10 protein-coding genes are annotated in these 13,084 nt (G+C 65.5%); 9 read left to right on the top strand and 1 reads right to left on the bottom strand.

Translation table 11 applies throughout. The features are described from left to right. Window positions 1-25: 25 nt before the first annotated feature. From lepA to HZF03_RS01755, 6 genes are all read left to right on the top strand, one after another. Window positions 26-1,837 (top strand): translation elongation factor 4, encoded by a 1,812-nt coding sequence (gene lepA / locus HZF03_RS01780; RefSeq protein WP_011155920.1) that lies wholly within the window; start codon window positions 26-28, stop codon window positions 1,835-1,837. A 115-nt stretch (window positions 1,838-1,952) separates the two neighbouring features. Continuing rightward, a complete protein-coding gene (locus tag HZF03_RS01775; protein ID WP_119017617.1) occupies window positions 1,953-2,801 on the top strand; it encodes an alpha/beta fold hydrolase in 849 nt (282 codons plus the stop codon). A 350-nt stretch (window positions 2,802-3,151) separates the two neighbouring features. Further along, a complete protein-coding gene (gene aceK / locus HZF03_RS01770) occupies window positions 3,152-4,984 on the top strand; it encodes a bifunctional isocitrate dehydrogenase kinase/phosphatase (RefSeq protein ID WP_119017618.1) in 1,833 nt (610 codons plus the stop codon). An 87-nt stretch (window positions 4,985-5,071) separates the two neighbouring features. Next, a complete protein-coding gene (locus tag HZF03_RS01765; protein ID WP_011155914.1) occupies window positions 5,072-5,815 on the top strand; it encodes a sulfate transporter family protein in 744 nt (247 codons plus the stop codon). A 573-nt stretch (window positions 5,816-6,388) separates the two neighbouring features. Beyond that, window positions 6,389-7,357, top strand: coding sequence for an alpha/beta fold hydrolase BchO (gene bchO, locus HZF03_RS01760; protein WP_119017619.1), 969 nt, complete (start codon window positions 6,389-6,391; stop codon window positions 7,355-7,357). Between the two features lie 128 nt (window positions 7,358-7,485). Then, window positions 7,486-9,051, top strand: a complete 1,566-nt coding sequence (locus HZF03_RS01755; protein ID WP_119017699.1) for a S10 family peptidase — start codon at window positions 7,486-7,488, stop codon at window positions 9,049-9,051. A gap of 113 nt (window positions 9,052-9,164) precedes the next feature. Here HZF03_RS01755 and nth read toward each other — a convergent pair whose 3' ends face one another. Continuing rightward, entirely contained in the window at window positions 9,165-9,950 is a 786-nt protein-coding gene (nth, locus tag HZF03_RS01750) for an endonuclease III (protein WP_119017620.1), read from the bottom strand. Window positions 9,951-9,972: 22 nt separating this feature from the next. Between nth and HZF03_RS01745 the strand changes: the two genes are divergently transcribed. The 3 genes from HZF03_RS01745 to gpmI all read left to right on the top strand — a co-directional run bounded on the left by HZF03_RS01745 (window position 9,973) and on the right by gpmI (window position 13,042). Further along, on the top strand, window positions 9,973-10,488 hold the full coding sequence (locus HZF03_RS01745) for a DUF2244 domain-containing protein (RefSeq protein ID WP_119017621.1): 516 nt from the start codon (window positions 9,973-9,975) through the stop codon (window positions 10,486-10,488). A gap of 51 nt (window positions 10,489-10,539) precedes the next feature. Further along, the gene (locus HZF03_RS01740; protein WP_119017622.1) at window positions 10,540-11,436 is read left to right on the top strand and encodes a methylated-DNA--[protein]-cysteine S-methyltransferase; all 897 of its coding nucleotides are present in this window, start codon (window positions 10,540-10,542) and stop codon (window positions 11,434-11,436) included. Between the two features lie 91 nt (window positions 11,437-11,527). Next, on the top strand, window positions 11,528-13,042 hold the full coding sequence (gpmI, locus tag HZF03_RS01735) for a 2,3-bisphosphoglycerate-independent phosphoglycerate mutase (protein WP_119017623.1): 1,515 nt from the start codon (window positions 11,528-11,530) through the stop codon (window positions 13,040-13,042). Window positions 13,043-13,084: the final 42 nt, after the last annotated feature.

Below are 13,084 nucleotides of genomic sequence, written 5' to 3'. Positions count from 1 at the left end.
TGAGTCGCGATGCTATCTGGCCGCAATGACAACCGCCCCCATCGACAACATCCGCAACTTCTCCATCGTCGCCCATATCGACCATGGCAAGTCGACGCTCGCCGACCGCCTGATCCAGATCACCGGCGGCATGTCCGACCGTGAAATGGCCGGCAAGGAGCAGGTGCTCGATTCGATGGACATTGAGCGTGAGCGCGGCATCACCATCAAGGCGCAGACCGTTCGTCTGAAATACCGCGCCCATGACGGCAAGGACTACATCTTCAACCTGATGGACACGCCCGGCCACGTCGACTTCGCCTACGAAGTGTCGCGGTCGCTGGCGGCGTGCGAAGGCTCGCTGCTGGTGGTGGACGCCAGCCAGGGCGTCGAAGCGCAGACGCTCGCCAACGTCTATCACGCGCTCGACGCCGGCCACGAGATCGTGCCCGTGCTCAACAAGGTCGATTTGCCGGCCGCCGAGCCCGAGAAGATCAAGCAGCAGATCGAGGACGTGATCGGCCTCGACGCCTCCGACGCGGTGATGATCTCGGCCAAGACCGGCCTCGGCGTGCCCGACGTGCTGGAAGCGATCGTCACTCGGCTGCCGCCGCCCAAGGGCGACCGCGACGCGACCCTGAAGGCGTTGTTGGTCGATAGCTGGTACGACGTCTATCTCGGCGTCGTGGTGCTGGTGCGGGTCGTCGATGGCGTGCTCAAGAAGGGTCAGCGCATTCGGATGATGGGCACCGGCGCCGCCTACGACGTCGAGCGCGTCGGCTATTTCACGCCCAAGATGGTCAACGTCGAAGAACTCGGCCCCGGCGAGGTCGGCTTCATCACCGCGGCGATCAAGGAAGTTGCCGACACCCGCGTCGGCGACACCATCACTGACGACAAGAAGCCGGTTACCGACATGCTGCCGGGCTTCAAGCCGGCGATCCCGGTGGTGTTCTGCGGCCTGTTCCCGGTCGACGCTGACGATTTCGAGACGCTGCGTGCCGCGATGGGCAAGCTCCGACTGAACGACGCCAGCTTCTCGTTCGAGATGGAAACCTCGGCCGCGCTCGGCTTCGGCTTCCGCTGCGGTTTCCTCGGCCTGCTGCATCTGGAGATCATCCAGGAGCGGCTCAGCCGCGAATTCGACCTCGATCTGATCGCGACCGCGCCGAGCGTGATCTACAAGATGAAGCTAACCGACGGCACCGAGATGGAGATCCACAATCCGGTCGACATGCCGGACGTGGTGAAGATCGCCGAGATCGAGGAGCCGTGGATCGAAGCCACGATCCTGACGCCCGACGAATACTTGGGCTCGGTTCTGAAGCTGTGCCAGGATCGCCGCGGCAATCAGAAAGAACTGACCTACGTCGGCGCCCGCGCGATGGTGAAGTACGACCTGCCGCTCAACGAGGTGGTTTTCGACTTCTACGACCGGCTGAAGAGCGTGTCGAAGGGCTACGCCTCGTTCGACTATCACCTCACCGACTACAAACCGGCCGATCTCGTCAAGATGCAGATCCTGGTCAATGCCGAGCCGGTCGACGCGCTGTCGATGCTGGTGCACCGGACGCGCGCCGAGGGCCGCGGCCGCGCCATGGTCGAGAAGATGAAAGAGCTGATCCCGCCGCACATGTTCCAGATCCCGATCCAGGCGGCGATCGGCGGCAAGGTGATCGCCCGCGAAACCGTCCGCGCCCTGCGCAAGGACGTCACCGCCAAATGCTACGGCGGCGACATCACCAGAAAGCGCAAACTTCTGGAGAAACAGAAGGAGGGCAAGAAGAAGATGCGGCAGTTCGGCAAGGTCGACATTCCGCAGGAAGCGTTCATTGCGGCGCTGAAGGTGGATAGCTGAGTACCAGGCCACCACTCGGCGAAGGCCTCGACTTGCTTGTCGTGGCCCGATCAAGGACAGCCGATCCCGCCCCCTGCTAATCGTCAGTTAGTCGATGCGCTGCGGGGTGATTCGCATGACAAGGCTGGCTAGACTTCTGTTTTTAGGCGCGTTTGCGCTGGTCTCCGTAACCTCCGCCATCGCCGATCCGATCGCGCCGGCCGGCAAGGCGATCGGCCAGGACGCGGGTGGGCGCACCATCTATCAGGTCGACGCCAACGGCATTTCGATCGGCTACAAGCTGATCGGCCAGGGCGCGCCGATGGTGATGATCATGGGGCTCGGCGGCACCGCCGAGAACTGGCCGCCACAGGTGGTCGAGGCACTGGCGAAAGACCATCAGCTGATTCTGATGGACAATCGCGGCATGGGGCACTCGACCGCCAACGACACCGCCTTCAGCTATCCGTTGTTCGCCGCCGACGTGACCGGGCTGCTCGATGCGCTCGGCGTCAAGCGCAGCGATGTGCTCGGCTATTCGATGGGCAGCACGATTACCCAGCAATTGCTGCTGCAGTATCCGGACCGGTTCAACAAAGCGCTGATCCATGCCACCTCGACCGACGGCAGCAACGTCGCCAAGGCGCTGCACGGCCGGGTGCCGACCGACCCGATCGTGGCCCGGCAGGTCGAGGCCACCACCCAGTGGAAGACCCCGCTGGATAAGCTGCCGTCGATCGACAATCAGGTGATGCTGGTGGTCGGCACCGCCGACAACGTGGTCGGCACCGAGAGTTCGAAGACGATTGCCTCCGCGATTCCCGGAGCGTGGCTGGTCCAGTTCAAGGACGCAACGCACCATCTGATGTACGAGACTCCCGAAGGCTTCTCAGCCGCCGCGCTGACGTTCTTCGAGACCAACGAGACCGTGACACCGAAGATCGAGCCGAACGCGTCCGTCGCTCCGCCACCCACGCAGCCATGAGGCAGCCTGAAGCTGAACGACGTCGTCATACTGATCGCACCCGTTGATCTTGGAAAGCCTAAAGACGTCACGCGGGCAGGCTGGACAGCGCGCGGTTGCTCGTCCTCTGCCTCGCCCGCTAACCGGCCAGCCTCGGTCGCCCATCCCGCTCGACCGCAATCGCGCCGCCCCCGGCAGATTGTCGCATCCATCTTTCGGTGGGGGGTGGTTTGCGTCAGATCACGCTTCCAGGCCCCAAAGCCTCCCATGATGGCGTGATCGCCCCGGTGGTTCGGTCGGCGGCCGGCTGACAGGTCGGCGCCGACAAACGGCCGGAGGCGCGAAACGACGAGATGCGCTGACCCCACGCAATGACCGCCACTGCTTCCCACACCCGCGCCCGGCCGCTCGGTGCCTCCGAGATCGAACACGCCACGCGGATCGCCGAGCCCGACTTCGACCTGCTCGACGCGCTGTACCGCACCGACGATCCCGACGATCAGGCGCGCCTGCTGGCGCGCGTGGTGCTGTCGGCTTTCGATAACTATTACGCGGTGTCGCGGCGAATCCCGGCGCTGGCTCAGGCGGCGTTCGAGGCGCGCGACTGGCCGGTGACGGTGCGGCTGTCGAAGATCCGGATCGGGCTGTACACGGCCTGCATCGACCAGCTGGTGCCGCTGCTGAAAGCGGGGCTGCCGGAGCTAACCACAGACGAACAGCTCTGGCCGACCGCCGAGGCCGAACTGCTGGCCGCAATCGAGGGCCGCTACGAGGCCGATTTCGCCTTCGCGTTCTGGCAGTCGCTGCGCCGCAAGCTGGTCAGCGACGAATGGCGGCCGGTTTCCTATGACGCCGGCTCCACCGCGCGGCGCACCACGTCGCCCGCGGCAGTGCTGAAGACGACCACGACCACGCTGCCTATCACCGCGGAGGTGATCGCCGGGATTCTCGACGAGGCCGGCTTCCGCGTGCCGTGGCGCGATCGAGACGGCGACGCGGCGCTCGCCGCGCAGGCGATCGAGACGGCGCTGGAGCCGCTCAGCCCGCGGCCCGGCGAACCGGTCAAAATCGAGATCGCCGACGCCGGCTTCTTCCGCAATCGGGGCGCCTGCCTGGTCGGGCGGATCAAGCTGCGGGACCGCGGCGACATGCCGATGCGCAACCTGCCGCTGCTGATCGCGCTGCTCAACGAGAAGGACGGGCTGGTCGTCGACGCTGTGCTGACCGACAGCGACGAGCTGCAATACGCATTCTCCTCGACGCTGGCAAACTATCACGCCACCAATCCGCGCTATCATGAACTGGCCCGGCTGCTTTACGAGCTGATGCCGAAGCGGCCGCTCGGCACGCAGTACTCGTGCATCGGCTTCCATCACCTCGGCAAGGTCGCGGTGATGAGCGAGATCCTGGCGGAACATCGCAAGACAAAGGAGAGACTCGCCACCGCGCCAGGCTTCAAGGGAACGGTCGCGATCGCCTTCACGACGCCGTCGTCGGCCTATGTGCTGAAGATCATCCGCGACCATCCGACCGACGACTACAAGTTCGATTACTTCGACGGCCTCGACGAGGTGTTGCGCAAATACAACCTGGTGCACGAGATCGACCGCGCCGGCTCGATGCTCGACAACATCATCTATTCCAACGTCAAGCTCGACCGCGCAATGTTCGCGGCGGAGCTGCTCGATGAACTGCTGGAAGCAGGGATCGGAACGGTGACGCTCGATCGCGGCGCGCTGGTATTCCGGCATCTGATCGTGCAGATCAAGCTGACGCCGCTGCCATTGTATCTCGCCAACGCGTCCGCGGCCGAATCCCGCGCCGCGGTGATCAATCTCGGCGATTGCATCAAGAACAATGCCGCGGCCGACATCTTCAACAAGGATCTCGACGGCCGCAATTACGGCGTCAGCCGCATTCGCAAAGTGTACCTGTTCGACTACGACGCGGTGGAGCCGCTGACCTCGGTCACGGTTCGCAGCGACGGCGCTGCGCCAGGCGAATTCGATGACGGCGTGGTGTTCCGGCCGCAGGAGATGCTGGAGGGGCTGCGGATCGACGACCCCGGCCTGCGCCGCGCCTTCCGTGATGCGCATCCCGAGCTGATGCAGGCGGATTATTGGGAAGGCATGCAGCGCGCACTTCGCGACGGCAAGGTGCCGAAGGTGATGAATTATCCGGCCTCGCGGCGGCTGCGACGGTAGGCGCGCGACGCAGACGTCCCGGCCCTTGCCGAACATCGGCGCGCTCTCTACCTGTTCGAGGCTGTTTTTCGGGACGAGGACGCCGCCATGCTCGACGCCGCCATCAAGGCGCTGACCCAGATTCTATCGCCGCCGATGCGCTCGATCCTGTGGCGCTCGGTCGGCTTTGCGCTGGCCTTGATCGCGGTGGCGGCGATCGGATTGCAACGGCTGTTGAGCTGGGCGGCCACGTCAAGCGAGCTCTGGGCCGAGGCGGCGCTGGGCGGCTTCCAGACTCCGCTGAATATCCTGTCCTGGGTGCTGTCGATCGCTGCCGGCCTCGGCATCGTGGTCGGCGCTGTGTTCCTGATGCCGGCGGTGACCTCACTGGTCGCCGGCATCTTCGTCGACGAGGCGGCCGAGCACGTCGAACGTGAATCCTATCCGCACGAAGCGCCGGGCGTCGCACTCCCGATCGGCCTTGCGACCTGGGAAACGGTGAAGACCGCCCTGCTGACCATCCTGGTGTACCTGGTGGCGCTGCCGTTCCTGTTCGTCGCCGGCGCCGGCGCGATCGTGTTTTTCGTCGCGACCGCGTGGCTGCTCGGCCGGGAATATTTCGAACTCGCCGCGATGCGTTTCCGCACCGCGCCGGAAGCCAAGGCGATGCGGCGCGACAACGCCACCACGGTGTTCATCGGCGGCCTGATCATCGCGGCTTTCGTGTCGATCCCGATCGTCAATCTGGCGACGCCGCTGTTCGGCATGGCCTTCATGGTCCATCTGCACAAGCGGCTGTCGGGATCACGCCCCGAAGTGCTGGCGCCGGATCAGCGCAGCATGCTGCGCTAAGCCGCGTTAAACGTGCGCCCGGTGTCAGTCGTTTCGCGGAGCGCCGCGCAGCTTGCGGCGAACTACGGACGACACCTCCTGCACGGCGCCGCCGACGATCATCAGCAGAAAATTTGCAAGGTGAGACATCTTCATCGCTAAAATCCTCCTGACGGACACTGCGCCGTGTCGGGCGCCAATGTCCTCTTGTTTGAACCTGGACTGCATCGCGACGTTCCAAGTTGCGAGGAAGTATCAGTTAGTTTACGTGAGGCGGATGGCCAAAAGAGCTCGGTGCCGCCAAACAATCGAACGACTGTCCGCGGTGCCTGACACAGACCGTCAACAGAGCAGGACGCCGAGACTATTAGTCACGCAAGCTGTCGCGGCGACTTGACGAATGGACTGTCAACCACATCACGCGATGCGAGGGAGTTGTTAGTTGCGTGGCGCCGACGACTTGCCGATCTTCCGCACCGATTACCACTCAGCGACCATGAGACGTGAAATCGATTCGCCGAAGGAACTCTGAGGCCGAATTGCATTTGTCTGTGCACGCCGTCCATCCGGCCGGTGTCATGGAGACGATCAGCTTTGGTCAATCCGGCGCGCGATCCGCTTCACACCTCGTCATCACGAACGGCGGCAACACGGCCCCATTGTCCCAAGCCGGATTGGGAGCGAGACAACCACGATTGGCCTCATCGAGACACTAGCCGCTTCGTCGAAGCCGGCGGTCTGCGTTGGCACGTGCAACTGCTGGGCCGCGGTCCTGCACTGCTAATGCTCCACGGCACCGGCGCGGCGACGCATTCGTGGCGGCAGCTCGCGCCGCTACTCGCCGAGCATTTCACCGTGATCGCCCCCGACCTTCCCGGTCACGGCTTCACCGAAACCCCGGCGCGGAAACGGATGTCGCTTGAAGGCATGGCCGCGGATATCGCCGCGCTGCTCCGTACGCTGGGGCATCGACCAATGCTGGTCGCAGGCCATTCGGCTGGCGTTGCCGTGCTGGCGCGGATGTGCCTCGACGGCGCCATCGCGCCCGCGGGACTTGTCAGCCTCAACGGAGCGCTGCTGCCCATCGGCGGACGTGCCGGACGCTGGATGCTGCCGCTGGCGCGACTGCTGGCGAGCAGCACGATGGTGCCGCGGCTGGTGGCACGGTTCGCGCGCAGGCAGGGCCTGGTGGAGCGGATGATCGCCGACACCGGATCGTCGCTCGATCCGCACGGCATCGAGTTGTATCGCCGGCTGGTATGCAGTCCGGGCCATGTTGCGGCGGCACTGACCATGATGGCGAGCTGGCGGCTGGAGCAGCTGGCCGCAGAGCTTCCTCATCTCGCCCCGCACCTGCTGCTGATCGCCGGCAGCAACGACACGACGATCGCATCGGCCGACGCCGGACGGGTGCAGGCGATCGTTCCTGGCGCCCGCGCCATCGTCATGCCCGGCCTCGGCCACCTCGCGCACGAAGAACGCCCCCAGGACGTCGCCGGACTGATCGTCGAATTCGCCCGCGAGCACGGCGCGCTACCGCCGGCGCTCGCCGCGGCGGAGTGACGCTGGCGACCGCACCGGCCTCAGCGTCGCCAAACTGACGCAGTCCTGCGCTCAGAGTCGGTCCCGACCATTTCAAGCCCCATGCCCAACGCTGCGGTGAAGCCGCGACGTTGGCGAAGGAGATGTCGATGCCGCTGTCGCCCCGGTCCGCCGTGACCGCCTCGATGTTGATCGCAGCGCTGGCGCTGCCGCAGCTCGGCTCGAGCGCCGTCGCCCAAGAGGCGCGACCCGCGGCACCACACGCCGAGCGTGCCAAGCCGAATGCAGAGCAGGCGGACGCAGTCGCGAGTAAAGCCGAGGCCTCTCCGGCCCGTGCAGAGCTCAACAGCCTGCCGCCGGACGTCACCACCAAGCACGGTCTGGCGTTGCCGGGGCGAACTCTCGCGTTCACCGCCACCGCCGGCTCGATCCGGCTGTTCAACGGCAAGGGCGAACCGCAGGCCGATGTTGCCATCACCACCTACAAGCTCGACGGCGCCGATGCACGAACCCGGCCGGTGACTTTCCTGTTCAACGGCGGCCCCGGCGCATCCTCGGCCTGGCTGCAGCTCGGCGCCGCCGGACCGTGGCGGCTGCCGATCGGCAACAGCGTGGTGGCGTCTTCGCCGCCGGTGCTGCAGGCCAATGCAGAGACCTGGCTCGATTTCACCGACCTGGTGTTCATCGATCCGGTCGGCACCGGCTACAGCCGTTTCGTCGCCAGCGGCGACGAGGTCCGCAAGCATTTCTATGCGGTCGAGGGTGACATCTCGGCGATGGCGGTGGTGATCCGGCGTTGGCTCGAGAAGAACGACCGGCTCGTTTCGCCGAAGTATCTAGCCGGTGAAAGTTACGGCGGCATCCGCGGACCGAAGGTCGTGGACAATCTGCAGACCAAGCAGGGCGTCGGCGTCAATGGTCTGATCCTGGTGTCGCCGGTGCTCGACTTCCGCGATCTGTCCGGCTCCAGCCTGCTGCAATATGCGGCGCGGCTGCCGTCGATGACCGCGGTGGCGCGGCAGCAGAAGGGCAAGGTGAACCGCGCCGACCTCGCCGACGTCGAGAGCTACGCCCGCAGTGAATTCCTCACCGATCTGGTCAAAGGCGAGGCCGACAAGGAAGCCACCACGCGGCTTGCCGACCGCGTCTCCGCGCTCACCGGGATCGACAAGACCGTGAGCCGGCGGCTCGCCGGACGCTTCGACACCCGCGAATTCCAGCGTGAATTGGACCGCGATCGCGGCCGGGTCACCGGACGGTTCGACGGCGCCAAGCTGGGGCTTGATCCGTTCCCGGATTCCAGCGCTGCGCATTTCGGCGATCCGTCGGCGGATTCACTGATCGCGCCGCTGACAAGTGCGGCCGTGCAGCTGACCCGCTCCACGCTGAACTGGAAACCGGACGGATCGTACGAACTGCTGAACGGATCTGTCGCCGAGCAATGGGATTTCGGCCGTGGCCGGCAGCCGCTGGAATCGACCACGCAGCTCCGCGAGATCCTCAGCGTCGATCCGAGCCTGCAGGTGCTGGTCACCGGCGGGTTGTTCGATCTCGCCGCGCCGTATTTCGGCACCCAGATGGTGCTCGATCAGCTGCCACCGACGCTGGCGGAAAAACGCGTGAAGTTCGTCGTCTATCCCGGCGGCCACATGTTCTACGCCGAGGACGCTGCCCGGCAATCGCTGCATGACGAAGTGAAGGCGATGATGAAGTAGTCGCGCTGCAATCCCACATCCGTCATTGCGAGCGTAGCGAAGCAATCCAGAGCCCGGTGCACCGAGTCGATTGCTTCGTCGCTTCGCTCCTCGCAATGACGCTAAAGTCCGAACTAACTCACCGTCTTCTCGGGCCAGCGGCACAGATCGTTGATCAGGCAGACCTCGCAGCGTGGCTTGCGGGCGAGGCAGGTGTAGCGGCCGTGCAGGATCAGCCAGTGGTGGGCGTGCTGCATGAACTCGGCCGGGATCACTCGCTCGAGGCCGAGCTCCACCGCGAGTGGCGTCTCGCCCGGCGCCAGCCCGGTGCGATTACCAACCCGGAACACATGGGTATCGACCGCCATGGTCGGCTGACCGAACGCCATGTTCAACACCACATTGGCGGTCTTTCGGCCGGCGCCGGGGAGCGTCTCGAGCGCCTCGCGCGTATTCGGGACCTCACCGCCAAAGTCGGTGATCAGCTTTTGCGACAGCGCAATCACGTTCTTGGCCTTGGTGCGAAAAAGGCCGATGGTCTTGATGTACTCGCGCACGCGGTCCTCACCGAGCGCCAGCATCTTCTGCGGCGTATCGGCGACCGCGAACAGCGGCCGCGTCGCTTTATTGACGCCGGCATCGGTCGCCTGCGCCGACAGCACCACTGCGACCAGCAGCGTGAACGGGTTGAGATGTTCGAGTTCGCCCTTCGGCTCTGGGTTCGCCTTGGCAAAGCGGCTGAAAGCCTCGTGGACTTCGGCCGCGCTCCAGCGCCGAGGCGACTTATCCCGGCGAGACGTCGCCGGCTTGGCTGACGCCGATTTCGGTTTGGCGGCCGCGGTGCGCTTGGCGGGTTTGGCAGGCGAGACTGCAGGCGTCTTGGCGGCCGGCTTGGCAGGGCGGCGAGTGGTTTTCGGCATGGGTAAGGTATAATATTCCGCTATGGCTATAGAACCCGATCTTGGTCCGGATTCGACAGAGCCGAAACTGTTTTCGGCTCGGCTGAAGCCGCATCGCGCCTTGAGTCACAATGGATTTCTAATCCTGATCGGGCTGGTCGGCACCGCCAGTTTCGCCGCCGGGCTGGCGTTCTGGATGATGGGCGCCTGGCCGGTGTTCGGGTTTTTCGGGCTGGACGTGCTGGCACTCGCGTTCGCCTTCAAGGTGAGCTTCGCCCGCGCCAGGGCCAGCGAGGAAATCTCGATGACCTGCAGCGAATTGCGGGTCCGCCGCACCTCGGCGCGTGGCGAAGTGGCCGAATGGGTGCTGAACCCGCTGTGGGTGCGGCTGGAAAAGATCGTCCACCACGACGCCGGCATCGAGCGGCTGTATCTGGTCTCGTCAGGCCGCCGGCTGGCGATCGCGAGTTTTCTCGGCGCGGAAGAAAAAGCGAACTTCGCCAAGGCCTTGATGGCGGCGCTCGACGCCGCGCGGCGCGGTCCGCTGTACCCGGCCTGACAACCAGGAAATCGGGTGGCGGGGCGCGCCGCGGCGGATAACATCAGCGGTATGATGAACCTTGCCATTGCCGACCACCAGCTCATCAAACCCGGCGCCCGCGATTCCGCGCTGGCGGACTACGACTGCGTGCGCCGCGCCATCGCCTTCATCTCACAGAAATGGAAGGCGCAGCCGACCATCGAGGCGATCGCCGACGCCGCCGGCCTGACAGCCGACGAGCTGCACCATCTCTTCAGGCGCTGGGCCGGGCTGACGCCGAAGGCGTTCATGCAGGCACTGACGCTTGACCACGCCAAATCGCTGCTGCGGGATTCCGCCAGCGTGCTCGACGCCGCGCTGGCCTCCGGGCTGTCCGGCCCCGGCCGACTGCATGATCTGTTCGTGACCCACGAGGCGATGTCGCCGGGCGAATGGAAGAGCGGCGGCGCCGGGCTCAGCCTGCGCTACGGCTTTCATCCATCGCCGTTCGGCACCGCGGTGATCATCGCCTCCGATCGCGGCCTTGCCGGTCTGGCCTTCGCCGACCCGGGCGAGGAGCAGGCGGCGTTCGTCGATCTGCAACAGCGTTGGCCCCGCGCGTTATGCGTCCCGGACCAGGAGGCGACCGCGCCGCTGGCGCGGCGGATCTTCGATCCGGCGCAATGGCGTGCGGAGCAGCCGCTGCGGGTGGTGCTGATCGGCACCGATTTCGAAGTGCGGGTGTGGGAGACGCTGCTGAAGATCCCGCTCGGCAAGGCGGTTTGCTACTCAGACATCGCCGCCAAGATCAGCCTGCCGAAAGCCTCGCGCGCGGTCGGCGCCGCGGTCGGCAAGAACCCGATCTCGTTCGTGGTGCCGTGCCATCGCGCGCTTGGCAAAGGCGGCGCACTCACCGGCTATCACTGGGGCCTGACCCGCAAGCAGGCGATGATCGGCTGGGAAGCCGGGCAACTCAGGGCCGAGTGAGCCGCAGGCCTAACCCGATTGACGGGGGCGGGTCGCGACCATAGGTGTGAGGAGCGCTCAGGCGCCCCCCACATCCAGGAAAGTTCTCGCCATGCAGTCCCGCCGCCCCGTGATGCTCGTGATTCTCGATGGCTGGGGGTGGCGCGAGGACCCCGCCGACAATGCCGTGCTGCAGGCCAAGACTCCGACCTTCGACGCGCTCTGGACCAACGGCCCGCATGCGTTTCTGCGCACCTCCGGCAAATCGGTCGGGCTGCCGAACGGCCAGATGGGCAACTCCGAGGTCGGCCACCTCAACATCGGCGCCGGCCGCGTGGTGATGCAGGATCTGCCGCGGATCAGCGATGCAATCGCCAACGGCGAGATCGAGCGGGCGCCGGGTCTGGTGGCGTTCATCGACAAATTGAAGGCCAGCGGCGGCACCTGCCATCTGATGGGCCTCGTTTCGCCCGGTGGCGTGCACTCGCTGCAAGATCATGCCTGCGCACTGGCCAAGATCCTGACCAAGGCCGGCGTAAAGACAGTGCTGCATGCATTCACCGACGGCCGGGATACGCCGCCGAAATCCGCGGTCGACGACATCGTGCGGCTGCGCGCCGAACTGCCGCCGAATGTGCCGATCGCCACCGTCAGCGGCCGCTATTATGCGATGGACCGCGACAACCGCTGGGAGCGCGTCTCCAAAGCCTACGGCGTGATCGCCGACGCTGACGGACCGCGGTTTGCGAACGCAGATGCGGTGATCGCCGACGGCTATGCGGCCGGGGTGAACGACGAATTCATCGTGCCCGCAGTCGTCGGCGATTATCAGGGCATGCGCGACGGCGATGGCGTGCTGTGCTTCAACTTCCGCGCCGACCGGGTGCGCGAGATTCTCGCCGCCTTGCTCGACACCGCTTTCGCGGGCTTCCCGCGCAAGCAAGTGAAGCAGATCGCGGCCGCCGCCGGCATGACGCAGTACTCGACCGCGCTCGACGCGCTGATGGGCACGATCTTCCCGCCGCAAAGTCTGGTGAACGGCCTCGGCCAAGTGGTCGCCGACGCCGGCCTGCATCAGCTCCGGATGGCGGAGACAGAGAAATATCCGCACGTCACGTACTTCCTGAATGGCGGCGAGGAAGTGCCTTATCCGGGCGAAGACCGGATCATGGTGCCGTCGCCGAAAGTGGCGACCTACGATCTGCAGCCGGAAATGTCGGCGCCAGAGCTCGGCGACAAGGCCGTCGCGGCGATCGAGTCCGGCAAGTACGACCTGATCGTCCTCAACTTCGCCAATCCGGACATGGTCGGCCACACCGGTAGCCTGCCGGCGGCGATCAAAGCGGTGGAGACCGTCGACACCCAGCTCGGCCACATCGTCGCGGCGATCCGCAAGGCCGGAGGGGCGCTGCTGGTCACGGCCGACCACGGCAATTGCGAGATGATGCGCGATCCGGAAACCGGCGGCCCGCATACCGCGCACACCACCAATCCGGTGCCGGTGCTGCTTGTCGGCGACAACGGCCCGCTGGCCGACGGCCAGCTCTCCGACCTCGCCCCGACCCTGCTGAAGCTGATGGAATTGCCGCAGCCGGCCGAGATGACGGGCAAATCGCTGATCGGCTAGAGCGGTTCATCGCTTGATTGAATCGAGAGGGATTCCGGCGGG

The organism is Rhodopseudomonas palustris, from assembly GCF_013415845.1.
Taxonomy (GTDB): Bacteria; Pseudomonadota; Alphaproteobacteria; order Rhizobiales; family Xanthobacteraceae; genus Rhodopseudomonas; species Rhodopseudomonas palustris_F.
This window is presented reverse-complemented; position numbering and strand designations above follow the sequence as displayed.